Source organism: Elusimicrobia bacterium HGW-Elusimicrobia-1 (genome assembly GCA_002841695.1).
Lineage (GTDB): Bacteria > Elusimicrobiota > Endomicrobiia > PHAN01 > PHAN01 > PHAN01.
Map to the genome: position 1 here is coordinate 1 of PHAN01000001.1, position 26,194 is coordinate 26,194.

Annotated in this window: 25 protein-coding genes and 2 tRNA genes; 8 read left to right on the forward strand and 19 right to left on the reverse strand. The window is 50.4% G+C overall.

Annotated elements, in window-relative coordinates; genetic code table 11:
- Positions 1–509: 509 nt before the first annotated feature.
- From CVU77_00005 to CVU77_00020, 4 genes are all read right to left on the reverse strand, one after another.
- A complete protein-coding gene (locus CVU77_00005; GenBank protein ID PKN02218.1) occupies positions 510–719 on the reverse strand; it encodes a hypothetical protein in 210 nt (69 codons plus the stop codon).
- Complete coding sequence (locus CVU77_00010) at positions 716–3,286, reverse strand: hypothetical protein (protein PKN02219.1); 2,571 nt, start codon at positions 3,284–3,286, stop codon at positions 716–718. The genes CVU77_00005 and CVU77_00010 overlap by 4 nt, the downstream gene beginning before the upstream one ends.
- Positions 3,287–3,435: 149 nt before the next feature.
- Positions 3,436–4,875: a hypothetical protein gene (locus CVU77_00015; protein PKN02220.1), complete on the reverse strand. Its 1,440-nt coding sequence runs from the start codon at positions 4,873–4,875 to the stop codon at positions 3,436–3,438.
- A 964-nt stretch (positions 4,876–5,839) separates the two neighbouring features.
- Positions 5,840–5,913 (reverse strand) — tRNA-Arg (locus tag CVU77_00020).
- Positions 5,914–6,016: 103 nt separating this feature from the next.
- Here CVU77_00020 and CVU77_00025 point away from each other — a divergent pair.
- On the forward strand, positions 6,017–7,192 hold the full coding sequence (locus tag CVU77_00025; protein ID PKN02221.1) for a phosphohydrolase: 1,176 nt from the start codon (positions 6,017–6,019) through the stop codon (positions 7,190–7,192).
- Here the strand turns inward: CVU77_00025 and CVU77_00030 are convergent.
- From CVU77_00030 to CVU77_00055, 6 genes are read right to left on the reverse strand one after another with little or no spacing between them, the layout of a single operon-like run.
- The gene (locus CVU77_00030) at positions 7,189–8,277 is read right to left on the reverse strand and encodes a tRNA preQ1(34) S-adenosylmethionine ribosyltransferase-isomerase QueA (GenBank protein PKN02222.1); all 1,089 of its coding nucleotides are present in this window, start codon (positions 8,275–8,277) and stop codon (positions 7,189–7,191) included. The two genes, CVU77_00025 and CVU77_00030, sit on opposite strands and share 4 nt — an antisense overlap.
- 37 nt (positions 8,278–8,314) lie before the next feature.
- A complete protein-coding gene (locus CVU77_00035; protein PKN02223.1) occupies positions 8,315–9,103 on the reverse strand; it encodes a hypothetical protein in 789 nt (262 codons plus the stop codon).
- On the reverse strand, positions 9,082–9,780 hold the full coding sequence (locus tag CVU77_00040) for a hypothetical protein (protein ID PKN02224.1): 699 nt from the start codon (positions 9,778–9,780) through the stop codon (positions 9,082–9,084). The genes CVU77_00035 and CVU77_00040 overlap by 22 nt, the downstream gene beginning before the upstream one ends.
- Positions 9,780–10,319, reverse strand: a complete 540-nt coding sequence (locus CVU77_00045; GenBank protein ID PKN02225.1) for a hypothetical protein — start codon at positions 10,317–10,319, stop codon at positions 9,780–9,782. Before CVU77_00045 ends, CVU77_00040 begins: the two co-directional genes overlap by 1 nt.
- 36 nt (positions 10,320–10,355) lie before the next feature.
- Complete coding sequence (locus CVU77_00050) at positions 10,356–10,697, reverse strand: hypothetical protein (GenBank protein PKN02226.1); 342 nt, start codon at positions 10,695–10,697, stop codon at positions 10,356–10,358.
- On the reverse strand, positions 10,694–11,290 hold the full coding sequence (locus CVU77_00055) for a guanylate kinase (GenBank protein PKN02227.1): 597 nt from the start codon (positions 11,288–11,290) through the stop codon (positions 10,694–10,696). Before CVU77_00055 ends, CVU77_00050 begins: the two co-directional genes overlap by 4 nt.
- Before the next feature lie 35 nt (positions 11,291–11,325).
- Here CVU77_00055 and CVU77_00060 point away from each other — a divergent pair, with 35 nt between their 5' ends.
- Positions 11,326–12,309 carry a cation-efflux pump gene (locus CVU77_00060; GenBank protein PKN02228.1) on the forward strand — a complete coding sequence of 328 codons (984 nt, stop codon included), beginning with the start codon at positions 11,326–11,328 and terminating at the stop codon, positions 12,307–12,309.
- A 23-nt stretch (positions 12,310–12,332) separates the two neighbouring features.
- Here CVU77_00060 and CVU77_00065 read toward each other — a convergent pair whose 3' ends face one another.
- Positions 12,333–13,562 carry a hypothetical protein gene (locus CVU77_00065; protein ID PKN02229.1) on the reverse strand — a complete coding sequence of 410 codons (1,230 nt, stop codon included), beginning with the start codon at positions 13,560–13,562 and terminating at the stop codon, positions 12,333–12,335.
- Between the two features lie 20 nt (positions 13,563–13,582).
- Positions 13,583–13,657: transfer RNA gene (locus tag CVU77_00070), tRNA-Pro, on the reverse strand.
- A 146-nt stretch (positions 13,658–13,803) separates the two neighbouring features.
- Here CVU77_00070 and rsmD point away from each other — a divergent pair.
- The 6 genes from rsmD (at position 13,804) to CVU77_00100 (ending at position 18,626) form a co-directional block, all read left to right on the forward strand.
- Positions 13,804–14,379: a 16S rRNA (guanine(966)-N(2))-methyltransferase RsmD gene (gene rsmD, locus CVU77_00075; GenBank protein PKN02230.1), complete on the forward strand. Its 576-nt coding sequence runs from the start codon at positions 13,804–13,806 to the stop codon at positions 14,377–14,379.
- A complete protein-coding gene (locus CVU77_00080) occupies positions 14,376–15,158 on the forward strand; it encodes a hypothetical protein (GenBank protein PKN02231.1) in 783 nt (260 codons plus the stop codon). Before rsmD ends, CVU77_00080 begins: the two co-directional genes overlap by 4 nt.
- A complete protein-coding gene (argB, locus tag CVU77_00085; protein PKN02232.1) occupies positions 15,119–15,883 on the forward strand; it encodes an acetylglutamate kinase in 765 nt (254 codons plus the stop codon). The genes CVU77_00080 and argB overlap by 40 nt, the downstream gene beginning before the upstream one ends.
- Entirely contained in the window at positions 15,880–17,073 is a 1,194-nt protein-coding gene (locus CVU77_00090; protein PKN02233.1) for an aspartate aminotransferase family protein, read from the forward strand. Before argB ends, CVU77_00090 begins: the two co-directional genes overlap by 4 nt.
- Positions 17,052–18,023 carry a hypothetical protein gene (locus CVU77_00095; protein PKN02234.1) on the forward strand — a complete coding sequence of 324 codons (972 nt, stop codon included), beginning with the start codon at positions 17,052–17,054 and terminating at the stop codon, positions 18,021–18,023. The genes CVU77_00090 and CVU77_00095 overlap by 22 nt, the downstream gene beginning before the upstream one ends.
- Positions 18,024–18,110: 87 nt before the next feature.
- Positions 18,111–18,626: a hypothetical protein gene (locus tag CVU77_00100; protein ID PKN02235.1), complete on the forward strand. Its 516-nt coding sequence runs from the start codon at positions 18,111–18,113 to the stop codon at positions 18,624–18,626.
- A gap of 172 nt (positions 18,627–18,798) precedes the next feature.
- On the opposite strand, the gene CVU77_00105 is transcribed toward CVU77_00100, so the two are convergent.
- The 7 genes from CVU77_00105 to leuC form a co-directional block, all read right to left on the reverse strand.
- Positions 18,799–19,860 carry a 3-isopropylmalate dehydrogenase gene (locus tag CVU77_00105; protein ID PKN02236.1) on the reverse strand — a complete coding sequence of 354 codons (1,062 nt, stop codon included), beginning with the start codon at positions 19,858–19,860 and terminating at the stop codon, positions 18,799–18,801.
- Between the two features lie 157 nt (positions 19,861–20,017).
- On the reverse strand, positions 20,018–20,359 hold the full coding sequence (locus CVU77_00110; GenBank protein PKN02237.1) for a hypothetical protein: 342 nt from the start codon (positions 20,357–20,359) through the stop codon (positions 20,018–20,020).
- A 464-nt stretch (positions 20,360–20,823) separates the two neighbouring features.
- Positions 20,824–21,729: a hypothetical protein gene (locus CVU77_00115; GenBank protein PKN02238.1), complete on the reverse strand. Its 906-nt coding sequence runs from the start codon at positions 21,727–21,729 to the stop codon at positions 20,824–20,826.
- Between the two features lie 211 nt (positions 21,730–21,940).
- The gene (locus tag CVU77_00120) at positions 21,941–22,642 is read right to left on the reverse strand and encodes a hypothetical protein (GenBank protein PKN02239.1); all 702 of its coding nucleotides are present in this window, start codon (positions 22,640–22,642) and stop codon (positions 21,941–21,943) included.
- Positions 22,643–23,481: 839 nt separating this feature from the next.
- Complete coding sequence (locus tag CVU77_00125) at positions 23,482–24,438, reverse strand: hypothetical protein (GenBank protein PKN02240.1); 957 nt, start codon at positions 24,436–24,438, stop codon at positions 23,482–23,484.
- The gene (leuD, locus tag CVU77_00130) at positions 24,407–24,904 is read right to left on the reverse strand and encodes a 3-isopropylmalate dehydratase small subunit (protein PKN02241.1); all 498 of its coding nucleotides are present in this window, start codon (positions 24,902–24,904) and stop codon (positions 24,407–24,409) included. The genes CVU77_00125 and leuD overlap by 32 nt, the downstream gene beginning before the upstream one ends.
- On the reverse strand, positions 24,901–26,160 hold the full coding sequence (leuC, locus tag CVU77_00135; GenBank protein PKN02242.1) for a 3-isopropylmalate dehydratase large subunit: 1,260 nt from the start codon (positions 26,158–26,160) through the stop codon (positions 24,901–24,903). Before leuC ends, leuD begins: the two co-directional genes overlap by 4 nt.
- Positions 26,161–26,194: the final 34 nt, after the last annotated feature.

A 26,194-nucleotide genomic window follows, 5' to 3' on the forward strand; every position in this document is an offset into this window, starting at 1 on the left:
ATCATAGACATGAGCCGCTGTTCGAGTTGCTTATGTCTTACATCACGAATTTAGTGCCAAATCGTTTATAATCACCAAAAACAATAGAAATGATTATCTGGAAAAGTTAAAAAAATGCGTTCTTGATTGGAATCAATTTAAGCAATTATATGGCTCAAAATAATCTACAGAGGGGCGGGGTTGGGGTAATGGCATCCGATAGAAAATCTAAAATGAAAAAAGATACTGTCGAGACAATACTGCGCGAAATCAAAAGTGTAAAGACGGATGTTACATGCAATGGAGCAGTTCTGGAATACTGCTGTCGGACGGTCGATCGTCCGCGCCAATTTTAATAGTATCTCAGGATCCGTCGGATAATGCGTGGATTGAAACGCATATTCTTTATCGTCCAGCATTACGCCGCGCCCGGTCGCGCCCCGCGTGGATTGAAACGGCTTTTGATTCTACTATAGTTGTCAACGGCAGGGCGGTGTCAATTTTCGATTACACCGGGGGGCGAAATTCGGTTACATTTTACACCTAACAAACCCTCGCCCACGCCCTCCCCCCGCGCTTTTGGTTTCAGACTCACCATTTGACGGTTCTCGGCCAACTTGCTCACCCACTTTAAATCCTGCCTCTAAATCTCTCTCTTTTTCAACCGCCTCTTCCAGTGTGATGTCGGTTCTGTCGAGCGTGTCGCGTTTGTGTTCCAGACACCGGGCAAGGTCTTTCAACTCTTTTTTGTCGTCGGTGTAATTTTTACGGAGTCGCGGGCGCGGGTGATGTTGACGTATTGCGCGCGCATATCGTTCAGAGACGGGATTGATGTGTCGGCATCGACGATTACTTTGTCGTAGGTCTGCCCCTGGGCTTTGTAGGTGGTGAGAGCGTAGCCGTAGTCGATGTTTTTGTATTTTTTCGTGTCAATATCAAATACTCGGTCATCTTCGGTGCGGATGGTAAGGGTGTGCGGTTTTAAGGTGTGAAGTTTTTCTACCGTCGCGCGCTCGCCGTTTCTGACGTCGTAACTTTTGTATTCGTTTTTGGTGAACACGATTAACTCGCCTTCGGCGATATTCATTTTTAGGGGTTCGTCGATTCCTTCCCGGTTGGTTCGCGCGACGTCAAATGATTTTTCTTTTTCCCTCAGTCCCTTCGGGACAAGTTTCAGGTTACCGCCGGATTTCAAGGACGTTCTGATTAAAAGGTTCAGTTCATCTCTGCCCTGCTGTGTGCCTGTGATTATGAGAGTGTCTTTATCGTATTGTTCCGCGATTATCTTGCGGCGTTCGGCGGCGGAGGATTTACCGCCGATAAACTTGTTCGGCATCTCGATAATGTCGCCGCGCTTGTCGAGTATGTCTAATGATTTTTTCATCTTTCCTTTTCTGGCGTAATCGACCGCCTCGCACAAGTCGGGGTCACGCTGACGGAAGTTTTCGTTCATCTCAATCAAAAGGCCTTTGCGCTCTTTGATTTCGCATAGCCGCTCGAATACCCGACCGGCGGCGATTGACTCCAACTGGTTGCGGTCGCCCACTAAAATTATTTTGTCGTCGTTTTCTTTCGCCGTTCGGAATAGTTTCGCGGCATTGCGGCTGTCGAGCATTGACGCTTCGTCAAAAATTATTACACGCTGTCCCGACGACTCGCGGGAACTTGTCCCGAGTGAAACGAGGGGAGAGCGCGGGTTCCTGCTGAAAAAAGATTTGAGCGTGAACGACGGTAAACCCGTTTCTTGTTTTAGTTTCTGAGCGGCGACGCCCTGCATACAAAGTCCGATAACTTCAAAGCCCTCGCTTTTGTAAATGTCGGCGACGGCTTTTAGCGTCGTGGTCTTGCCGGCGCCCGCGTCGCCCTGGACGACGACTAACCGCTCTCGGCTTGATAAAATCTTCGCCGCCGACTCTTTCTGTATCGCCGAAAGTTTGCGCAGTCCGCCTACTGCCTTGCCTATGGTAGTCTGCCCATCGCCAAGGTGCGGCTGTCTTTTCTCCCAATCAATGATTTTTTCCCTTGGCGCGGAAATGACTGCCTCGCTTTCATCGTCTGCAAATGAAACATACTCCCGCTCACTGCGCGCCATCTCCCACGAAGTGTAACAATCGCCGACCCTCACCAAATTGCCTGACTTGACCTGCTCTTCGAGTTCCGCTTCAAGTTCCGCGTAGTTGACGGCATTCCATTTTTCGCTTCGCATTTTTTCGTAAAGATATTCGGTAATCAGCGCCATCTTACTCGCCGTCGCTTCGTTTTGCGTCGCGCGTCTTACGGCCAACTGCCAACGCTGGGCGTCCGTGAGATTCGCGCGGTCGAGCGTGCGCTCCTGCTCCGCCTCGATGCTGTGAACCGCTTCCTCGCTCCACTTCTTTCTCAACGCGACGCCCTCCCGCCGATTCTGCTCCGCCGGTTTTGCGTTTGTGAGCCGAAGCGCCGACTCCCAACGCAGACGCAGTTGCTCTCTGTCAAGTTTCATATCTTTCTCCTTGCGGGTCTTCCGCCAGGCGTTAAAATCGCTTAAGCCCCCGCTTTCGGCGTCAAGGATTTGCTTTCTTCTCGTCGAAAACGCCCGCTCGCACTCTAACGAAACTTTGTCAAGCCGCCACTCGCCGGCTTTGCTGTATGTGAGTTTGTAGCCGAGGTCTTCGCTCAGGATTTTTTCGAGCCGCCGTTTGTAGAGCGCGTCGAAAAATTTATAGAAGTCGCGCTTGAAAATCTCTCTTCCGTCCAGAGCCATTATCTTGCCGTTGTGCTCTGTGAGGTTCATCAGTACGCAATGTGTGTGAAGGTGAGGGTCGCCTTCCCTGCTGAAGCCGTCCTCGACCGACGCCCAGAGCATCTTGCCCGTGTGATGTTTGGTCGCGGCGGTCGGTCTTGCGAAGGCGAAACTTTCTATCTCCCGCATTGTGTCAACGACTGCTTCGCGGTGGGCGGCGGCCGCGTCGTTGTCCTTCATAACAAGCCCCGCTATGCTCACCGACTTGGGCGCGGAAAAAGTCAGGTCTATGCCGTGGACTTTGTGCTCTTGTTTGCCCATGAGATTTCCGGCCGCGTCTCTGCCGGCAAGCAATCGCTCGAACTCAACCTCGCTTATTTTTTGGCCGTCCGTAAAACCCAGCCGCTCGCAAAGTTTGCCGCGCACAAGGACGTAACTCAAGGCCTCCTCGCTACGGGCTTTGAGGCCTTTCTCGGCCAGCTCGTCCACTAAGTCGCGCCCCTGCTTGAAGTAGTAATTTTCTTCGCGGCAGTGATAGGCCGTGATGTCTTCTGTCTTGCCGGTTAATTTCATTCCTGTCAACATAATTTTGCCTCCGGAGCGCAGGGAGCTTAAACTCAAAAATCTGCCCTGCGACGAACGTGCAATTGTGCATAACAAAAATACTGACAAAATATAAGCGGCGTCGTGTCAGATCAAGCCAATATTTCCGGCTCTCGCGCCTTCATGGATTGCTACATATTTTTGAGAAGATGAATGAGATACCTGTCCTTCGATTCGGCGTTGGAATCGCGGGTATCGCCTATTGCCCCGTCCACCAAGTCCGACCCCAAAATGAAGATGTATTTCTTGATGACGTTCTTGAAATAATCGTCGTCGCGGTTACAGAATATACACGCCCTTTCCAAAACATACTCGCCGTGAGATGTGAGTTTTTTGCGGGGCGGCGGGGCCGCGCGCGGTTGTGAAACTTGGGCTGTGGTGCCGTTAGCGGCGAGATTTTTAGGGAGTGGTAGCCGGACTGGACGAGCAACGCCCCGAATGCTCGGCGGCGCGGGGTTACTTGGCAAATCGGTTGAGACGCTTGCGGCGTGGCGGGGGGTAAAATTTCCGTCCGCTGTTGCGGCGGTATGAGGGAAGAAATTCTCGTTCGCTGTCGCCGCCTCGTTCGCAACCGCCGCCGACACTTCCGCTTCCTCCGCGCCAGCAATCGCTGCCGTTTCCGCAGCCGCCGCCGCATCTGCTTTCTCCTCTGCCGCCACTTTCGCTGCCGCCGTTGTCGCCAATACCGCTGTCGTCGCCGTAACGGATGCCGCACCGCGTAGAGGAAGTTGTCGAGCGATGGCAAGCGTCCCATTATCAAGTTTGGTTTTGTCGAAACGAAACGCACCGGAGAGTTTCGCGATGGTCCGATACTTGAAGTTTTTTATATCTTTCGGTGTTGGCGGCCGCTTGATGATGTTTGCTATGGCCGAGTCAATCTTTTCTTCGTAATGATTTTTGATGCCCAGCCGCTTTTCAAGATATAAATAAGCCGCCCGGGTTATACCCGACGGGAGCGAAAAATAAACCTCGGCGTCAATATACTTGAAGTAACCGTTTGTGATGCTGTCGTAAAAAATATCCGGTATGGCTATCCACGAACCGTCGCGGATTTCTTTCGGGCTAAGTTTGGTTTCCATAATTTTCCGTCGGTCAACCAGCCGGTAAGCGATGAACGAAGTGACGGCCTCGCTTGTGTAACGACGGTTTTGAGCGTCCCGCCAGGATTCTGTAAACTCCGCCGGGGTCATTGCCAGTTCGTTTAAGGATTCGCGTATTTTGACCAAATTCTTGCCGAAGGGATTTATACGCATAACGCGGGCGAAGTCGGACAATACTGCCCGGAAGCGTCGCTGGCCGGTGCGCTGGGCAAGAGCAAAGGCCGCCAGAAGCACATCCTTGTCAAACGCGCTGAAGAGACGGCTGTTGTGGCGGACGGTTATTTTGCCGTTGGCGGTGGCAATAGTTTCCGTTGTAGCGCGGTTCTTATGCCCCCGCGGGCGCTCGAAGTGGGCAGGGAAGGTTTCTATGAAGTTGCCCTCGACTTTTATAATTTCCGGATTAGATTCCTGAGCCATATTCGGATATGTCACTTTTTGAAACAGGGCATCGTACTTTATGCCACCCGACATGTCACTTTATGCCACCGCATATGTCACTTTTTGAGACCCGATATGTCACTTTATGAGACCGCCGCGGGCGTTTTCGTATTGATTTTTCAATGCGCCGCAATGCCTGTAAGCTTTTGGTTTAAACACTTAGTACAAACCTAAATACAAAGGACAAAGATTTTTGGCCTTGCTTTGCGGTCTTTTTTAGAAAAGATATGCCCTCAACATATCCGTCATTCCCGCATAAGCGGGAATCCAGATTATAAAGTGGATTCCCGATAACAACATTTCACCACCCTGCGGGTGGGACCCCGCAGAATGCGGTGGCGGGAATGACATGCTTGATAGGAATGACAAAACATGCGACGGCAAATAAAAAAAGGCGCTCGTCAGTCCGATTTTTTTGTCGGACCAACAAGCGCCTTGGGCATCCACCACAAGCGCGTGGAAAATTTATTCAACTTAAACCGACGTTCTCGTTCGACGTCGGGCGCCATGAGTTCGCCTCACCGGCGCGCGCTACATAATACTGCGACGATTACGACATTAAAAATCAAACAGATATTTTCTCTGACGCTTCGCCCGAGTTCCCATTGTTTTTAACGTATGATATTCTTTATTCATTTTATGCCCCCGCAGGGCATATATTACATATACAATATGACATTGGCAGGGGCATCGGCCGTAAATTCGCAACCCGTCCGCGGTGCGATTTTACGCCGCGGTGTTTCCACACGGGATTGAAACTCCGGTGCCCCGCCGCGCGAATTCGGTGTCCAAAAAGTGTCCATCCGGTGTCCAAATTCGGACAAATTGGCACAATGTCATACAAATGAAAAAATCACCGATTGTCGTCGGTGATTTCATTTTTCCGTCTCAAGATTTTCGTCGGCGGGGACGGTTCCACAGTCCAGTGCTCTAACCATTGAGCTATAGCCACCGTTACAAAATCTCATCCGCGTATTATGGCATACGCGGTTCTTATTGTCCCTGGCGTGACTCGAACACGCAACCCTCTGCTTAGAAGGCAGATGCTCTATCCAATTGAGCTACAGGGACACATCTTCAATCAGACATTATACAAAAAAACCGGCGTAATGAGTTTTCGCGGCGAAGTTTTGAAAAACTCCCGTCAAAGAAATATAATGAACGCGAGCTTGTTATGCAACCCGAAAAACTCCAATATCTCATAACCGTAGGTCTTGAACTCTCCGAAATCCGCGACGAGGACGTGCTTCTGGAAAAGGTTCTCTACGCCGCCCGCTATTTTCTGTCGGCCGATGCCGGCTCGATTTATATAAAAGAAAAAGACAGATTGCTTTTTCGCTGTGCGCAGAATGACACGCTTTCTTCGCGTCTTGCGCCCGGCCGCAAACTCGGCATAACAACTTTCGCCTTGCCCATCGACGACAAATCAATAGCGGGTTACGTTGCGCTGACGGGCGAGCCGCTCAATATCCCCGACGTGTACGCCATCCCCGACGGCGCGCCGTACTCGTTCGGCAAAAATTACGACACCATTTCGGACTATCACACTAAATCGGTGTTGACTGCTCCGTTGAAAACCAGCCGAAACAGAATTATCGGAGTTCTGCAGCTTATAAACGTGAAATCGCCTTCCGGCGAAACGGGAATTTTTTCCGAGTCCGACGAGCCGTACGTGCGGCATTTTGCCAATATCGCCGCATCGGCCATTGAGCGCGCGCAACTGATACGAACCACTATTTTAAGAATGATCAGCATGGCCGAATTGCGCGACCCGACGGAAACGGCCACGCACGTAAACCGCGTCGGCGCGTATTCTATGGAGATATACGAAGCGTGGGCGCGCGCGGGCGGCGTGGATCCTTTGGAAGTGGAACGGAACAAAGACACTCTGCGCCTTGCCGCAATGCTTCACGACGTAGGCAAGATCGCCGTTTCGGACACTATTCTCAAGAAACCCGCCAAACTCAGCGACGAAGAATTCGCCAAAATAATGGAACATTCGGAAGCCGGCGCGCGGTTGTTCGGCGAATGCGACACGGAACTTGAAACAATGTCGCGCGATATAGCGTTGTATCATCACGAGCGATGGGACGGCGCGGGATATCCGAAGGGTCTTAAAGGAGAGGAAATACCTGTTGCGGCCAGGATAGTGGCGCTCGCCGACGTATACGATGCGCTTTCAAGCCGACGGGCTTACAAAGAGGCATTCGACGAAACGAAGTCGCTGGATATAATCCAAGAGAGCGCCGGTAAACATTTTGATCCCGCGCTTGTGAAAATATTTCTTGATAACTTCTACAATATCAGACAAATATCCCGCCGTTACGAAGAACAGAAAAAATCCCGCTAAACGATAAGCATTGCGTCGCCGTAGGAAAAAAAGCGGTATCTTTCTTTTATGGCTTTGCGGTATGCCTCAAAAAGTAACTCCCGCCCGCAGAAAGCCGACGCCAGAAACAAAGGTGTCGAGCGCGGAAGATGGAAATTCGTAAGAAGTCGTCCCACCGTTTTGAACCTGTATCCCGGATAGATGAAAAGCGATGTTTCGCCCGATCCCGCCGATATCGAGCCGTCGTCGGAAGCGAGCGTCTCCAGAGTTCTTACGCTTGTGGTGCCCGCCGCCGCTATGGTTGCCCCGCTTTTAAGCGCGCCGTTGATTTCATCGGCGGATTCTTGCGATAAAAAAAATCTTTCCGGCAGCATTTTGTGCTTATCGATGCGGTCGGCCTTAACGCTCTTGAATGTGCCTAATCCGACGTGCAGCACAATCTTCGCAACGGTTACTCCCCGTTTTCTCAGACCTTCCAAAGATTCCCGTGTAAAGTGCAGGCCCGCCGTGGGCGCCGCAACCGAGCCGTTTTTGTCGGCATAGACCGTCTGATAACGTATTCGGTCATTTTCGACGGTCTTCGCGTCGGCGTTCTTTCTTTTTATGTAAGGAGGCAGCGGCATTACGCCGTGACTTTCGATAAAACTTTCTATCGTTCCGACTCCCGATTCGGAGTGACGGAAAATTATTTCACGCGCGCCGTCAAATTCTCCGTCGACGGCGACCCGCGCCCCCGCGACGGCTTCCGAGCCGTCGGCAAACGATATTTTTGTTCCGTCCGCCACGGACGGCCGCACAAGCGCCCTGAGTTTCAGAGTATCGGCCGATGTCCCGCGCTTTTCCGCCGGCAAATCCACAAACAAGAGTTCCACTCGCCCGCCCGTGATTTTCTTGCCGAAAACTCTTACGGGCATCACCTTGGAAGTGTTTACGACCAGACAATCTCCGCCGGCGAAATAATCCGCCAGGTCGCGGAAGTGTTTATGCTCAACCGTTCCCGCGGCGCGATCCACGACCATAAGCCGCGAGGATCCTCTTTCCGCAGGGGGTTCTTGAGCTATAAGTTCTTCCGGAAGTTCAAAGTCGTAACGGGTTATATCGAGCATTTTAGGATAGGCGGTGTTCGCAATGCCGGTCGGGGGTTTATTTATCCTTAAGCAGTTTCATGACGAGCCGGATGTCTTCCCAGCAGATTTTTTTCAGGGCGGGATTTCTCAATAATGCGGCCGGATGGTAGGTCGGCACGAGTTTCATTTTGGCCGCCCCGCTGGACGAGACCGTGGTAAAATCAAAAATATTGCCGCGCAATTTCCCTATCGCTTCGTCGGTTTTAAGAAGTCCTTTTGCCGCCGTGGAGCCGAGCGCGCACAGCACGCGCGGCCTTATGATATTCATCTGTTCTTCGAGAATCGGCATACATCCGGCCATTTCTTCGCCCGTGGGCGGGCGGTCGTTGCCGCGTTTGTCGGGATTCGACGGGTCTATCATCGGATGGCATTTTGTTATGTTGGCTATATAGACGTCTTCCCGCGCAAGACCCATGGCGGCGATAATTTTATTGAGAAGTTGTCCGGCCCGCCCGACGAATGGCTCGCCCTTGTGGTCTTCGTCGAATCCGGGGCCTTCGCCTACGAACATCAGCTCGGCGTCGGGATTTCCGACTCCGAAAACGAAGTTTAGACGCGATTTGCCCAGAGGGCATTTGTGGCAGTTTTTATTTTTGGCCAGGAGCTTGTCGAGTTCCGAGGATTTATTTGACGACGAACCCGCCGCGTTTTTTAACGCTGTTGCCGGCCTCGCAACCGATGATTTAACCGGTTTTTTACCGGCCGTTTGAGTTCTTGCCGCGCGGGGTTTGGCGGTGGAAAAATCATCCAGACCCCAGAGTTTTTCGTCGGAGATATATGATTTCAGCAGTTTTTTTTCGACCATATTTTCAAAGCTTCCATTGCCGCATTCGCGGCGAGTTTTTTCTTCGGGATATTGTTGAAGCGCGATATCCGGCCGTCGTCAAAAAGAATCATGCCCGACGCCCGGTCCGCTTCCATCGCTCCCGTGGTGTTTGCCACTACGATGTCGCATCTTTTTTGAGTCAGTTTTTTTCGCGCGTCGGACAAAAGCCGTTTCGCGGTCTCAAGGGCAAATCCGACTATTACGGGTCTTTTTCCGGCAGCGTACTTTTTTGCGCCTATTGAGGCAAGGATGTCCGGCGTAATCGAAAGTTCGACGGATAATCCTGTTTTATTCTTTTTAAGTTTTCCGGACGCTTTGAGCGACGGGGCGTAGTCGGAGACCGCCGCCGCGCACACAATAATATCAGCCGCGTTCGCGAGTTTTTTTACGGCCGCGAGCATTTGCGACGCGGACACTACGCGCACAATCCCGGCCTCAGACGGAAACATCGCGGCGCAGGGGCCCGCCACGACAGTTACGCGGGTTTTTTTTGCAATGAAAGCTTTTGCCAATTCCGAGCCCATTTTGCCGGACGAGGCGTTGGAAATGAATCTGACCGAATCGAAGTATTCCCTCGTGGGGCCGGCGGTTATGAGTACTTGCGGGATTTTGCGGCGCGCCGCGCGGCGAGATCGTTTTGCGGCGGAAGTTTTCATTATCGAAGGGCGGTTTTCACGGCAGCGATGATTTTTTCGGGGTTGGCCAGACGTCCGTCGCCCTCTTCTCCGCAGGCGAGTTCGCCTTTTTCCGGCGGAACTATCAGGCCGCCGCGCTTCTTGAGGCGTTCGACATTTTCTTTCGTGGCGGGATGGCTCCACATGGCGGCGTTCATCGCCGGCGCAAACAGTACGGGACATTCGGCGGAAATGACGGCCGAAGAAAGCAAATCCTCGCAGCGTCCGGCGGCTATGCGCGCTATGGCGTCGCACGTGGCGGGAGCCACCAGAAGGACGTCCGCCCATCGGGAGAGCGATATATGGTAGTCGTCGTTCTCGTCGGAAAACATATCCGTGTAAACGCGGTTGCGGCTAAGCGTTTTGAGCGTTTGCGTCGTAACGAACCGCGCGCCTGCGTCCGTCAAAATACATTTTACGTCAAAACCTTCCTTGACGAAGGATCTCACCAGCGCGGGTATTTTGTAGGCGGCTATGGAACCGGTTATGCCCAGCAATATGTTTTTTTTTCGCACGGTCAACTACCATCCTTGCATGAAAAGAATCCCGCAACGACGTCAGGACTTGGATTTTTTTGAGGCGGTTTTCTTGGTTTTTTTGTCGTCGCTTTCTTCGGATTGTTTTTTGGCGGCGGCGGGCGCGGGGATTACTCCGGCCGGTTTGTCCGCCTCGGCAAGATGTTTTTTGTGGGTCGCCATTATATCGGCCGCATCGGCGGTTCCGGATACGATTTCGTCGAGAGATTTTTTGATCAGTTGAGGCACGTGCCAACCGGATAATTCCTGGGTGCGTTTCAGGGCGTTTACGTGCATAACCGCAAGTTTAACCAGGTCGTACTTGGACTGCTTGGTGTCGAGCAATTTTGCGTCGACGGTCGTGTCGTTCTTGGAATCTGTCATATAGTCCTCCGGTTTTGTCTCGATACTTTGAGTCGTTCGGCGGTAATCAGCGCTTCCAGCTTGCCGACCGCCGCGTCCACCTCGTCGTTTATTATAAGATAGTCATACTTGTCGAGATATTCGAGTTCTTTGCGGGCGTTTTTCAATCGCACCCGGATTACTTCTTCCGCGTCGAGCCCGCGGCCTATGAGCCGCTTCTTGAGAATTTCAAAAGTCGGCGTCATTATGAAAACATAGACGGCGTTGGCCAGACGGCCTCTCTTTATTTTCATCGCCCCCTGAACGTCGATGTCGAGCATCAGTATCTTTCCGCGCGCGACGTTTTCCCCGATGAAATCCCGCGGTGTGCCGTAGTAATGTCCGTGTACGCGAGCCCATTCCAGCAGTTTGCCGTCGGCAATGAGACGCCTGAACCGCTTTTCATCGACGAAGAAATATGATTTACCGTGAATTTCTCCGCGTCTCGGCCGTCTGGTAGTGACGGAAACCGAGTACATCGCCTCGGGTATTCTTTTGAGAACCCTGGCGCAAATCGTTGACTTTCCGGCTCCCGAGGGAGCCGAAACAATTACAACCAATCCTTTGGTTTTCATGGGGTTAAAGGAGTTCCGATGAATGGATTCAGCAGATGGCATTATATCAATTTAGGGCGTTCTTATCAATTCGACGAGCCCGCCGCGTTTGCCGGCACATCGATAAAATTTGTATTATATCGGATATGAACAGCGAAGAACGCGGCAGTCGCGCCCGCAACATCACCGTGGCCGGATCCATAGTAAATTTGCTGCTTTCGGCCGCGAAGTTTGCCGCCGGCATAATGGCGAACAGCTCCGCTATGATCGCCGACGCCGCGCATTCGCTCTCGGATCTTGCAACCGATGCCGTCGTGCTTCTGGGGTTCCGCTATATCGGGAAACCTGTCGATAAATCGCACGACTACGGACACGGAAAAGTGGAAACGCTTGTGTCCGTGGCCGTCGGTATGGGCCTTGCCGCAGCGGCCGCGGCGATAGTCGTATCGGCGGCGCGCGCCGCGTATCTTATTTTGACCGGAGGCGCCGCGCGGGTTCCCGGCGCCGTCGCGATAGCGGCCGCGATACTATCAATAGTCGCCAAAGAAATACTTTATCGCAAAACCATCGCTGTCGGCAGGGAAATACACAGCATGGCGGTGGTCGCCAATGCGTGGCATCATCGTTCCGATTCGTTGTCTTCCGTGGCCGCCGCCGTCGGGATATCGGGCGCCGTGATTCTGGGCGGAAAATGGCTTATTCTGGATCCTCTGGCGGCGTTTGCCGTCGGGGCGCTGGTAATGAAAGTGGCCTACGAAATTTCCGTCGCCGGTCTCAAGGAATTACTGGATGAATCGCTCTGCGACGAGGAAGAAAAAAAGGTAATGGAAATCGCCTCCGCCGTGCCGGGCGTGGTCAATCCTCACGGCGTGCGTTCGCGCAAGATCGGCGCCAACGTCGCGGTTGAAATTCACATCGAAGTTCCGGGCGATATGAGCGTAATCCGCGCGCACGAGATAGCGTCGGCGGTTGAAGAAAAAATAGGCGGGATGTTCGAGGGGGAAACTTTCGTCTCCGTGCACGTGGAGCCGCACTTCTGATTTTCGGATGAACGAAGTGTCACTTATATCGAGGTGTTTTTCCGAGGGAAAAATACGATTTTCCTGCCGAGCCACAGGGCGCCGATAAGCGCCGCCGTCGACGCCGCTCCGCCCGCGGCGAAGGCCGCGCCGTATCCGCCCGTTGCGTCGAATATTCTGCCGTATATGATCGGTCCGGCGATACCTGCGATGCCGAAACTGGAAAACAAAATTCCGTAGTTGACGCCGAGATGTTTTGTGCCGAAGAAATCCGCCGCGATGGTCGGATAAAGCACCAGTAAACTCCCGAACGACAAGCCAAACATCGCTCCCAGAGCATACAGCGCCGCGCCTCCCCCCGCATCGGCGCGAACGATTGAAAATCCAAAAGATACCGCCGCCATCGCCGCCGCCGCTCCTGCGAATACCCGCATACGCCCTATTTTGTCGGAGAGAGCTCCGAGAATTATGCGCCCCGCGCCGTTACAGACCGCTATCACGCTTAATATCACGGTCGCGCGCATCGGCCCGATTCCCGCTTTTGTGGCATGAGCCACCAGATGACCCATCGTTCCCAGTCCGGCCGACAGACACAGAAACCAAATGCTCCATGAGGCGTAAAACACGGGGTTTCTAAAAAGCTCCGACGGAGAACTTTCAAAAAGCGACGGACTGTTCGCGCGGCTCAAATCCGCCGCTGCGTCGGCGGTTTGAGAATCCGGAGCATTTACAAACCTCGAAGCTATCGTTGCCGCCGCCAGAAAAAATCCGCCCAGAATTTTGAAGGTTGAGCGCCATCCTGCGTTTGCGATAAGCCATCCCGCCGCCGGAGCAAGCAAGAAAGCCCCTGCTCCGAACCCGAAGATTATTATGCCGCTGACAAAACCTTTTTTGGACGGGAACCATTTTGCTGCCGCGGCCACGGGAGTTACATAAGCAAGTCCGGCCCCGAACCCCGCGGCCATTCCGTAAGTTAGCGTTAACTGCCACAGATTTGAGGCGAACCCCGACGATAAGTAGCCCGCTCCGAAAAGCGCGGCCCCGGCAGTGCATACGTTTTTGGGGCCGTATTTGTCGTAGAGTTTTCCGCCCACTATCATACCCGCGGTGTAGCACGCCAGAAAAACGGAGAAAGGTATCGCCGCCGCCGCCTTGGTCCATCCGAAGTGGTCGGCCAGCGGCTGTTTGTATACGCCCCAGACATAGGCCGCTCCGAGCATAAGCATTATAAAAGCGCCTGCCGCCACCGTTAAAGAACCGCTATTTTTTTTCATTTGTCGTCCCAATAAAAAACTCGGGGTGGTCCGATTTGAACGGACGGCCTTCCCGTCCCAAACGGGACGCTCTGGGCCAGCTGAGCTACACCCCGAAAAGTATTTCCATTACGTCACAATTATCCGCATCGATTATACATAAAATTTCCCTCGCAATCAACGCATATCGCACTATCGCCGATTGAAAAAACCGCCCAAAAATGTAGAATAATCCGATATAAAGGAGTTTTTCAACGGTCTCATGATAAGAGTAATAGCCGGAACTCACAGGGGCCGCGAGGTAAAAGCGCCGCGCGGTCTTGAAGTCCGTCCGATACTGGCGCGAATAAGAAAATCTCTGTTCGATATTCTCACGCTTCGCATCGGCGACGCGCTGTTTCTGGACTTGTATTGCGGTTCAGGCGCGGTCGGCATAGAGGCATTGAGCCGCGGCGCGCGTTTTGCCGTTTTTGCCGACGCCAGCCGCGATTCCCTGGCGTGCGCCCGGGGAAATCTCGACGTACTGGGGATGGCTTCCCGCGCCCGCGATGTAAGATGCGACGCGACGGGAAATCTTGAGTTCCTGAGTTTGGCCGGCGGAGGGAAATTCGACATTATATTCATGGGACCCCCGTACAAAGATAAGGAAAAAAATCCGCTGTCGCTGGTGGCGCCCACGCTTTCGGCCATAAACTCATCTGAAATACTCGCGCCCGACGGACTTGTCATAGCGCAGCATCATAAGAAGGAAAATGCAGCGCCGCCTCCGCCGTTTTGTCTTTACCGGCAGGAAAAATACGGCGACTCGATGCTCAGTTTTTACAGGTTAAATAAATGATCGACGTTAAACGAGTACTTTCGAAAATCGCGGCGTTCTTCAAATCGGCCACGATAAGCTACTCAAAAATCGGCGCCTACGAATTTTGCCCGTTCAAGTATAAACTTCTATATGTCAACGGCTGGAAGGTGCCGCCGAATCCGTATATTTCACTGGGACTTACCGTGCACGGAGCGCTGGATGAATATCACAAACGCGACACCTCTTCGCTCGGCGAGCTTCTTTCGATATACGAAGAGCGTTGGGTCAATCTTGGTTTTCCCGATCCGGCCTCCTCGCTTGAGTTCCACGCTTCGGGACAAAAAATGCTGGAGGATTTTTTCGCCTGGAACGCGGCGCGGCTGGCAAAAGGCATAAGAACCGTTTATTCCGAAAAAAGTTTTTCGTTTCCGCTGGGACGTCACAAAGTGATGGGAATAATAGACCGTGTCGACAAATATCCCGACGGCACATACGAAGTGATGGACTACAAAACCCACCGCGACGAATGGACTCAGGAGAAAATCGACTCTGATTATCAGTTGTCGCTGTATTCCGCGGGGCTCAAAAAAAATCTGGGAATCAAGCCGGCTAAACTGTCGTATTATTTTCTTTTCAGGAACGATTACGTAACCGGTTCGCGTCCGCCGTCCGCGGAAAAAAAGGCGCTTGCCGCCGCGTCCCGCGCGGCAAACGCCATAGTTGCCGGAGAATTTATCCCGCGACGGGAAGCGTGCCATAAATGCGATTTTAAGAATAGATGTCCCGAATCTTCCGTCGGACAGAGAGGCCGCGTATGAAGACCATAGTCGTGAAAATCGGCGGAAACGCCGTCAAAAAATCGGCCAAAGAATTTATCGCATTTGTCCGCCGCGCGCTTAAAACATCCAAGGTAATAGTTGTCCACGGCGGCGGTCCGGAAGTCAACGCGTGGCTTGCCAAAATGGGGCTGAAGCCGAAATTCGTAAACGGCGTTCGCTGCACCGATGTCGCGGCGCTTGAAGCCGTTGTTATGATTTTGGCCGGCAAAATCAACAAGGAGCTCGTTTCGCTGATGACGTCGTCCCGCGTTAAGGCCGCGGGATTCTCGGCCGCCGACGGCGGCACGGCGGTTTGCCGTCGGGTGAAAAAATTGGGTCTCGTCGGAGAGCCGGTCAAAATCAACACCGCGCTGGTATCGGCGACGGCTTCAGCCGGATTCGTGCCGGTCGTCTCGTCCCTTGGCGCCGACGCCAGCGGGCGGCTGTTGAACATCAACGCCGACGTTCTGGCCGACGCTCTGGCCGCAAAGCTCAAATCGTCGCGGCTGGTATACGTCACGGACGTGGCCGGAGTCATCGGCGCCGGCGGCAAAGTGATTGACAGGATAACGCCGTCGTCGGCCTCTGAGCTCATAAAAAAAGGTATAATCACGGGCGGAATGATTCCCAAAATCCGCTCTGCTTTCAAGTCGATAAAAAACGGAGTCGGCGAGGTGGTAATCACCGACTTAAAATCAAAAGGCACCGCGCTGTCGGCAAAATGAACATAACCGCCAAAGACGACAAATATCTGCTGAACGTGTACAAAAAAGCCCCGCTCACGCTTAAACGCGCCGCAGGCAAGTACATTTACGACGACAAAGGCCGACGCTATCTGGATTTCTTTTCGGGCTTGAGCGTTTGCAATTTCGGCCACGCGCCCCCTAAAATCGTGGCGGCCGTCAAAAAACAGTCCGGCAGGTATCTGCACGTGTCAAATCTTTATCACACGGATACGCAGGCGAACCTGGCCGAGAAACTGTCCCGACTTGCTTTTCCGGGAGCCGTATTTTTCTCAAACTCAGGCGCCGAAGCCAACGAGTGCGCCATAAAACTTGCCCGCAAATGGGGAGTTCCGTCGGGGAAATATGAAATAATAACTTTTCAAAACTCGTTTCACGGACGCACGCTTGCGACCATCGCGGCCACCGGCCAGGTTAAGTTTCAAAAGGGCTTCGAGCCGATGCCTCGCGGGTTCCGTTACGCGCGGTTCAACGATTTGTCGTCGGTAAAAAAACTCCTGTCGCGCCGCACAGCGGCCATAATGGTCGAGCCCGTTCAGGGCGAAGGCGGTGTGATTCCGGCGTCTGAAAAATTCCTCAAAGGCCTCGCGCAAATCTGCCGCCGAAAAAAAATATTGTTGATTTTCGACGAGATACAAACGGGTATAGGCCGCTGCGGCGCTGCCTTTGCCTTTCAGTCCTACGGCGTCCGTCCCGATATCCTCACGCTTGCGAAGGCACTCGGAGGCGGGTTGCCGCTCGGCGCCACGCTGGTCTCCCGTAAACTCCCGGAAGTGCTCGTTCCGGGCGATCACGGCTCGACATTCGGAGGAAACCCCGTTTCCTGCGCGGCGTCTTTGGCGGCGCTTTCGATGCTCGACGCGCGATTGCTCAAAAACGTTCGCGATACCGGAAAATATTTCGCCGGACGGCTCATTCAACTCCGTGAAAAATATCCGGATGTCATAAAAGAAGTCCGGGGCTTGGGGCTTATGGTCGGCGCTGAACTTTTTGTGACGGGCAAAGGCATTGTCGACGAATGTCTTAATCGCGGACTTCTTATTAACTGCACTCAGGATAAGGTTCTGCGCTTTCTTCCGCCGCTTATTGTCGGCCGTAAAGATATAGACACCGCAACTCGCGTGCTCGACGAGGTTTTATCATCGCCCCGATGGACGTCTATAAAAAAATAATCAAAACCACTTTTATTCTGGTCACCGTGCTTATCGCGGGCACGTTCGGCTATATTATTATCGAGGGTTGGGGAGCTTTCGACGCGTTTTATATGACGGTTATAACACTGGCCACCGTCGGCTACGGCGAAACCCACCCGCTTTCATTCGCCGGCCGTGTATTTACGATTATTCTCATCCTTTCCGGAATCAGCATTCTTCTTTACGCCGTGTCGTCGATAACCTCGTTTTTTATAGAGGGTGAACTCAACAAGATATTCAGGAGAAAGAAAATGATTAAAGAGATATCGCGGCTCAAAAATCACTACGTAGTTTGCGGCGCGGGGAGAATCGGCGCCCATATCATCAAGGAGCTTCAGAAGACCGAAAGAGATTTTGTTATAGTCGACAGAAGCGACGACATCCTTGCGCGCTTCAACGGCGAGCTCATAGTAAAAGGGGACGTTACCGACGAGAAAGTGCTCGAAGAGGCCGGACTTTCCCGCGCGGACGGACTGTTCGCCGTGTTGCCGTCCGACGAGGATAATATTTTCCTGATAATCACCGCCCGTCAGGTAAATCCTCAGATAAAAATAGTCGCCAAGTCGGTCAACGATTCGTCCGTAAAAAAACTTCTTACGGCCGGCGCGTCCACGGTAGTGCAGCCCGGACTTATAGGCGGATTGAGAATGGTTTCCGAGATGGTGCGTCCCGCCGCGGTAAGTTTTCTTGATGTTATGCTGAAAGAAGGCAAGGGGGATTTAAGGGTCGAGGAGATAGAGGTCAAAAGTTCCGGCATTAAAAACCTTCCGTCGGATAAAATAAAAAAGACGGGCGCCTTGCTTATGGCGCTGGCCACCGACACCGCGCACGTTTTCAATCCTCCCGCGGATTCCGCCGTCTCCGCCGGCGACCGTCTGATAGTGATGGGCACGCCGTCGCAGTTGGAAGAAATCAAAAAATCGGTTTAGTGAAGCATCAGTATTTGACGGCCGTCTGAATCAGTTGATAGAATTGACCGCGGTGGGGGAACATAAGGCGGGGAAAATGGGGGGATTATGAAAGCGCTTGTTCCTAAGGAAGTCATCGAGAACAAAATCATTTTAATCCGCGGCAGGAAAGTTATTATGAGCGTGCATTTGGCCAAGCTTTATGAAGTGGAAACGAGGGCGTTGAATCAAGCGGTCAAAAGAAACGCGGACAGATTTCCGCAGGACTTTATGTTTCGACTTACAAACCGCGAGGCCCGCTATCTGGTATCACAAAGTGTGATACCACACGGAAAATATTTCGGAGGTTCCTTGCCGTATGCCTTTGCCGAGCAGGGTGTGGCGATGCTCTCGAGCTTATTGAACAGCAAGCGCGCGGTTCAGGTTAATATCGCTATAATGAGAGCATTCGTGAAATTGCGCCGGATGTTGTCGTCACACAGGAAACTTGCGTCGCAATTGGGGTTGCTTGAAAATAAAGTGGACAAACACGACGCCCAGATACGCGGAATATTCGACGCCATTCGCCGCCTAATGACGGTGCACGACGAACCGAAAAGGAAAAAGGTAGGTTTTCTGAAATAAGTACTGTTGGGGGGATTAGAGGGCTTAGTAAGATATTTTTTTTCGGACAGATGTAATTGCATATGATTACCGACTGTTTATAAACCGGCTTCCGCCAAACAAAAAAAGGCGCGACATTGAATCGCGCCTTTTCTATTTTGTGGGTTATACGACGGACTTTTCTTTTTGAGAGTTACACCAGAGATGCGATGAAATCGCCCGCTTCCGTGGTCGACATTCCCATCTTTCCGGCCGCCAGCGACTTGATTTTTCCCGTCGATAAGGCCTTTATCACCGCTCCCTCGACGGCCTTGCCGGCTTCTTTCTCGCCTATAAACTCCAGCAGCATCCCGCCCGCGCAAATGGCTGCCATGGGGTTTATCACGTTTTTGCCGGTGTATTTGGGAGCCGAGCCGCCTATCGGCTCGAACATTGAGGTGCCTTCGGGGTTGAGGTTGCCTCCGGCGGCTATGCCCATCCCGCCCTGGATCATCGCGCCCAGGTCGGTGATGATGTCGCCGAACATATTGTCGGTTACGATTACGTCGAACCACTCCGGATTCTTGACGAACCACATCGTGGTCGCGTCGACGTGCGCGTAGTCGGTCTTTACGTCGGGATATTCTTTGGCGACTTCGTTAAAAGTTCTTTCCCACATATCGAAAGCGTAAGTCAGAACATTCGTCTTGCCGCAAAGCGTGAGTTTTTTGCGCTTGTTCCGCTCGCGCGTATATTCAAAGGCGTATCTTATACAGCGCTCCGCGCCTTTGCGAGTGTTAATGGACGATTGAATGGCCACCTCGTCCTTAGTTCCTTTCTTTAAGAATCCGCCCGCTCCGACGTAAAGTCCTTCGGTGTTTTCGCGCACTACGACGAAATCAATGTCCTCGGGTTTCTTGTCCTTCAGAGGACAGTCCACGTTGGGATAAAGTTTTACGGGTCTTAAATTTACGTACTGGTCGAGCTCGAATCTCAGGCGCAGCAGCAGTCCCTTTTCAAGAATCCCGGGTTTTACGTCGGGATGACCTATGGCGCCCAGATAAATCGCCTTGAATTTCTTCAAATCTGCAAGCGCGGAATCGGGAAGTATTTCTCCGGTTTTTTTGTATCTCTCGCCGCCCAAATCAAAATTCGTTGTCTCGAGTTTGAAGCCGTATTTAGACGCGGCGGCTTTCAAAACTTTCATTCCTTCGGCCACGACCTCCGGCCCCGTCCCGTCTCCGCCCATAACGGCTATTTTGTGTGTTGTTGCCACATGCTCTCCTTGTTAAACGGCAGATTAGGAGTATAGTTTAGAGATTAGGATATTGGGAGATTAAGAAATTAGGGGGGATCTTTATAAATCCTAAATCTCCCGCTCGTAAATCTTTTAATCTTTTCCCCTAATCTCCCAATCTCTTAATCTCCTAATCTCATCTTTTACTTTCACACGGTCTCGTTTTTTTGACAAAATTGTCTATCTTCTCAAGCGTTTCCGGCAGCATTCCTATGAAGTGTACGCCGTAGAATTTCCGGCGTAATCTTTCTTCCGCCCGCACTATTTCGGCGGCGAGCACTATCAATTCTCCGTCGAGCATGAACTTAATAAGGGTCTTTTGGCCCACGACAAACGGCGTGTGCGACTCAAGACCCGCGCCGCCTTCGGAGATGTCGAAAATTTCGCCCACGCCGATGGTGGTGTCCTCGTCGCAGAGTTCGCTGAAAAACTGGCAGTTAATCCGCGGATATTTTCTTTTTTCTTCTTCTTGTGACATAAGATATCAACCCGTCCGACTTTATGATTTTATAAAAATTTTACGTTAATTCGCTATTTATTGCGGTAAATAAATTTCGCCCGTTATTTCTTCCTGATGTTCCTCGTCTTTTTTGTGTGCCGAGAGAGTTATTCTGGCCTCGTCCGTTCGTGTTATTCCGGCATTAAATCCTCCGATAACATCGGTGTTGCCGAAATTCACCCTGTAACTATTGTTTTCCTTCTGATAACCCCAATCGCTCGCAATTAATCATGCCACCTTCCACGGGGTATATGGTTTCGCCGTATTTTGCCTCATAATCTATGCCCTTATGGAACCATGAACCTCTTGATATATTTCTTGGGCCATAATCGGAAGTGATAGACCATGTCAAGGCAGGCAATGTCTGGGAAAAGATAATTTTATGGCAGATTATAAATAGAATAGTTAGCAAAATGCTTGATACTTTCTTCATTTTTTGATGGTTACTTTTGCAAATGTTCTTTAAAATTTATCTCTGTAGTTTTATCTTCCTGATTCCATGGATTGTCTACCTGCGCAATGCCCTCATTAGATATTTCAAAAACAACATATTTCTTCTCGGAATCCCAGAAAGTATTTTTCTTTAGGTCGTAAAAACGCGTAATGCCCCTTTCTCTATAGGGAGCGTATTGTAATGCTTGGCGGATATTTATACTTAGATATCTTCCGTCCGGTGAGATTTTTAAGAGATCGGGGGCACCTATTTCATATCCTTTGTTATACTCTTCTACGGCAGGGAAAAGCAATATTTCATGCCCGTTTTTATCAAAAACGAATATTGTCTCCCTGCCTTCTGCCCCGTATTCCGCGCTTCCCGTTAACATCGTTATAGATTCTCCGTTGTCGGAAATTAAGACCTGGTGGATGTCCTGTATACCCCTTCCTTCGCTGAATTCCTTTTCCCAGAGAATATTCCATGAGTTATCATAAAAAATAAATTTACCCGTAACCAGGCCTTCGGGAATAATCTCTTCTTTGTCGTTTTCGTCTATAATGGCTATATCAGTTTTATTGCTGATTACACCGGCGAATTTTCCTGAGTTACTTACCACGGCATCTTTGGCAATCTCTTTTTTTATTTTATGTCTTTTTGTGTTTTCTTCCGACGGAAGCATCTTCTCTTCTTCAACGATTATCTCCGGCTTTAATGATATTTCTTTTAAGGTTTCGCCTCGTTCATTTATCACTTTGAGCGCGTTTTCTTCCTGTATTATTTTATTGCCTTCGGGGTTTATGGTAGGTTGGGTTGGCAAGATTTTTGATTTTGTGAAAATACTACAGCCCCAGAATTGGGCGGAGACAATTAATAACGCTGCTGCGGTTGTTATTTTTATCAGGTTGGTATTCATAAGTCCCCCTTATTCTTGCGGCTGGTTATTTTGTCGGATAGATCGCGGATATTCTCAAAAGGGTTATCGCCGCGACGGCAGGTTTTTCAGGGAAGAAAAAAATCGAGCTTAATCCGCGGGTATTTTCTTTTTTCTGACATAAGAGATGAGTCCGCCGCTCCCTATTATTTTTTTAAGAAATATTTCGCAAGATTTCTTTTCTGTCTCCAAATTATCGCTTCAAACAAATCTCACCCTTTATTTCCTTGTAGTGTTCTTCATCTTCTTCTACGGTGTTAAAGGTTATGCGTTTATCATCTTTTTCTTTTATACCTACCTTAAAATGTTCAATGATAGTATTCGTACTGAAACTTATCGCATAACAATAGCCATCATTTTCCTTCTGATATCTCCAATGGCTCATCGTTGTAATCTGAGGATATTCTTTTTCGTAGTCCTGCCCTTCACAAGCATCCCCGCAACCTTCCGGATGATGATAGCAGATTTCTTTTCCGGAAATATTAACCTCACCCATAAAATCATTACCGTAACGGTTCAGATTTTCTGATTTTATTGCCACCTCTGTTATATGCTCAAGATGTTTTGTAAAAGCGCTGCCCGACGTGTTTCTTGTGCCGGCAATATTAAAAAGAGGTATATCTATCGTGTAAGCAATTTCTTTATAGACGATACTTACCATAGCAGTCCACCGGTCATTAGTAGCGATGGTAAACTGGTTCGTTGCGCCTATAATCTCGTTGCCATTTATATCTGTGCCTTTTACTACAAGCAAGTGTTTGCCATCAGGCAAACCCAAAGAACTAAAATTCTGTAAAAATATAAACCTATCGTCGCCAAGCCCAAGCGGGCATATGCCCGTACTATTCCCATTAGATTCAATTATTGCCCCGATACTTTTATTTTCTTCCTTCATTCCGCCATAACAAAATGTATTATTCCCGCCCAGATGAATCGCTTGATTCGGGTACAGTCGCTTATAAATCAAAATATCCACTTTGTCTAAATCAAGCCCGCCCTGAGAATTTACCCTTATCCTGATGGGATAAGCGCTGTTTATTTTTTCTTTGGTAAAAACATAACCATCCGGCGGGCTTTCTATAGTCGCTCGCGGTAAACTATCGGGTGGATGTTGAACATGTAAAAGAGGATTATCCGCTCCATTTCTATACTCAAGATGGAGATGTGTTGAAACTCCCCCGGAATTGCCTACGGGCGCAATGGGTTCGGTGGAGGATACATTTGATTGAGTTTTTACACGTTCTCCATCGGTTCCTAACACATAATAGCCATCGGTATTGCGAACCCAATAATTTGCCCTTGGACATAATATTTTTATAGCTTTCTGTCCGGACCATAAAATTATTGCATTAGATTGTCTTATATCGTTTGGATTATTTGGATTTACTAATGTGACATTCCTTAATTCCCAATTTCCTGAGATTACCGGCAAAGAACCTGAACCAGTAAATATATGTATATATTCCCAACTACCGTGACTGCCAGAAATTTCAATATCCCAACCACCCCCATACTCAATAAATCCGATAGTTCCACCTTCTACAGAAGGAATATTCTCACCATACCCTCCACCATAATCTATCCCATAATGAAACCAAGAATCAGGTACGTTTCTTGGACCATAATCCGAAGTTATCGGCCACGGTGGGGCAGGCAATGTTTGGGCGATTATAGTTGTCCAACTACACAAATGGCAAATAATAACTAAAAATGATAACTTTATTATTCTGGGTTTCATTTCTCTAAATACTTTTTAAGGTCTATGGTGTCCACTCCTTTATTTGCGTCAAAATATCCGACTTTGGCCATTCCATCATTTTCGATATTTAAGACATCATATCGTTGGTTAGAATCCCAAAAAGTATTTTTCTTTAGGTCATAAAACCATGTTATATATTTATCTGGCTGTTCTTTCAATATCAATTTAACTGTAACTGCTAAATAGCCACCACTAGGAGAAATTTTATCAATACTTCCAGCCCGAATATTTTTCTCATTTCCTTCAGACGGTATACTAAACAATTCGTTCCCATTTCTATCATATACATAAATTATGTCCCTTAGATATGCGCCCTCTGTGGTATATGAAACACCTGTTGTATCCCGGGTTTTTATTGCCACCGCTTCTCCACTATCAGCAATTAGCGGTTCGGGAGATAAATAACTTATTCTTCCCTTAGGCAACTTCTTTTCCAATATAACTTTTCCGTCGGCATCCCAAATAGTAATTTTTCCTGTCGCTTTTCCTTCCCCTTGAAATGATATTTCTTCCCCGGGTTCATTATCGATTACCGCGACATCATGTTTATTGCTGACTATTCCTAAGAATCTTCCGTTTCTGCTTAATACGGCTCTTTTTATAATCTCCTTCTTTATTTTCAGGGTTTTTATGCTTCCTGTGTCGCCCCCGGTTTTTTCTTCTTCAAATATCGTTTCCGGTTTTAAGGATATCTCTTTTATTAATTTGCCGTCTTCGTCTATTATTTTAACGGTGTCGCTGCCTTCCTCCTGAATTATCCTGCTCCCTTCGCTTTTTGAAGTAGGTGGCAGTTGTTCACTGCCACCGCTTGTTTTGGTTTTGAATGTATCGCAACCAGTAAAGCCGGATATCATTGCCATAACTGCAATTAAGACAAGCGCAGGTATTTTTTTTATGTCGTTAATCCGCGGGTATTTTCTTTTTTCTGACATAAGAGATGAGTCCGCCGCTTCCTATTATTTTTTGTACGAACGGAGGCAGCGGCTCGGCGGCGTGAGTCGCGCCCGTGGAGAGATTTTTAATCGAGCCGGCGCGGGCGTCTATGGCTATTACGTCGCCGTTTTTTATTTTTGCAGTTTCCGTCGATACAAAAACCGGAAGGCCGGTGTTTATGGCATTGCGGAAGAAAATTCTGGCGTATGATTCCGCCACCACGGCCGCCACGCCCGCGGCCTTCAGGGAGATAACCGCGTGCTCCCTTGACGAGCCGCAGCCGAAGTTTTTGCCCGCCACGAGTATGTCGCCCTTGCGGACTTTTTTTACGAAGTTCTCGTCGAGGTCTTCAAGACAATGTTTTCCGAGCTCGGCCGGATCGGTGGTGCTCAGGTATCTGGCGGGTATTATCTCGTCGGTATTTATATTGTCGCGGTATTTGTGCACTTTTCCTTTTATAATCATATTACTTCTCCGGGGTGAGCGATTCGTCCTTTGACGGCGGAAGCGGCGGCTACGTAGGGCGACGCCAGATAAACTTCGCTTTTAGGGTGGCCCATTCTTCCTACGAAGTTCCTGTTGGTCGTGGCCACGCAGCGTTCGCCTTCGGCCAATATTCCCATGTGTCCGCCCAGGCACGGGCCGCACGTGGGCGGAGAAATTACAGCGCCCGCGTCCGTGAATATTTCATAGAGACCTTCGTCGAGAGCGGCGCGCCATACCGTCGGCGTCGCCGGTATGATTATGAGCCGTACGCCGCGGGCGACTTTCCTGTTTTTCAGAATCGAGGCTGCCTGTCTGAGGTCTTCTATGCGGCCGTTGGTGCAGGAGCCGATTACGACCTGGTCGATTTTTATTTTGCCGAGCGATTTTGCCGTCGCCGTGTTCGACGGCAGATTCGGTTTTGATACGGTCGGCTCTATTTTGGCTACGTTTATGTCGTATACTTTTTCGTATTCGGCGTCTTTATCGGAAGAGAATATTTCAGGGCGCGCCCAGCGTCCCTTGCCGTACGCCAGAGTGGTTTTATCGACGGGGAATATTCCGTTTTTACCGCCCGCCTCTATGGCCATATTAGCCATGGAAAAGCGCTCGGCCATGGACAGCCGCGCTATGGCGTCTCCGGTAAATTCCATTGAGCGGTAGTTTGCCCCTTCCACTCCCGTAATTCCTATTATATGAAGGATGATGTCTTTACCCGTCACCCACTTGGCGGCCTTACCGCTCAGACGAAAAAGCATTGTCGAGGGAACCTTCAGCCATACTATGCCGGCGGCGAATATGGCGGCCAAATCCGTCGAGCCCATACCCGTGGAGAATGCTCCCAGCGCTCCGTACGTGCAGGTGTGCGAGTCCGCGCCTATGACGATGTCGCCCGGCTTTACAAGGCCGAGTTCCGGAAGCAGGGCGTGCTCGACGCCGCAATTTCCGCCCTCGTAATAATGGACGATTTTTTGCGCGCGCGCGAACTCCCTTACTTTTTTAACCTGATTGGCAGATGCGATGTCCTTGTTGGGAGTGAAGTGATCCATGACGAGCGCGATTTTGCGCCGGTCGAATACCCTCTTTGCGCCGGTTTTTGCGAATTCCTCCACGGCCAGCGGCGCAGTGACGTCGTTGGCCAGCGCCATATCCACCCGCGCTTCCACGAAGTCGCCGACAATTACGGACTTGCGCCCGGCATGTTTCGCTATGATTTTCTGCGTTATCGTCTGCGGCATATATTTTTTCCCTTAATTTGAGTCAATTGAAAAA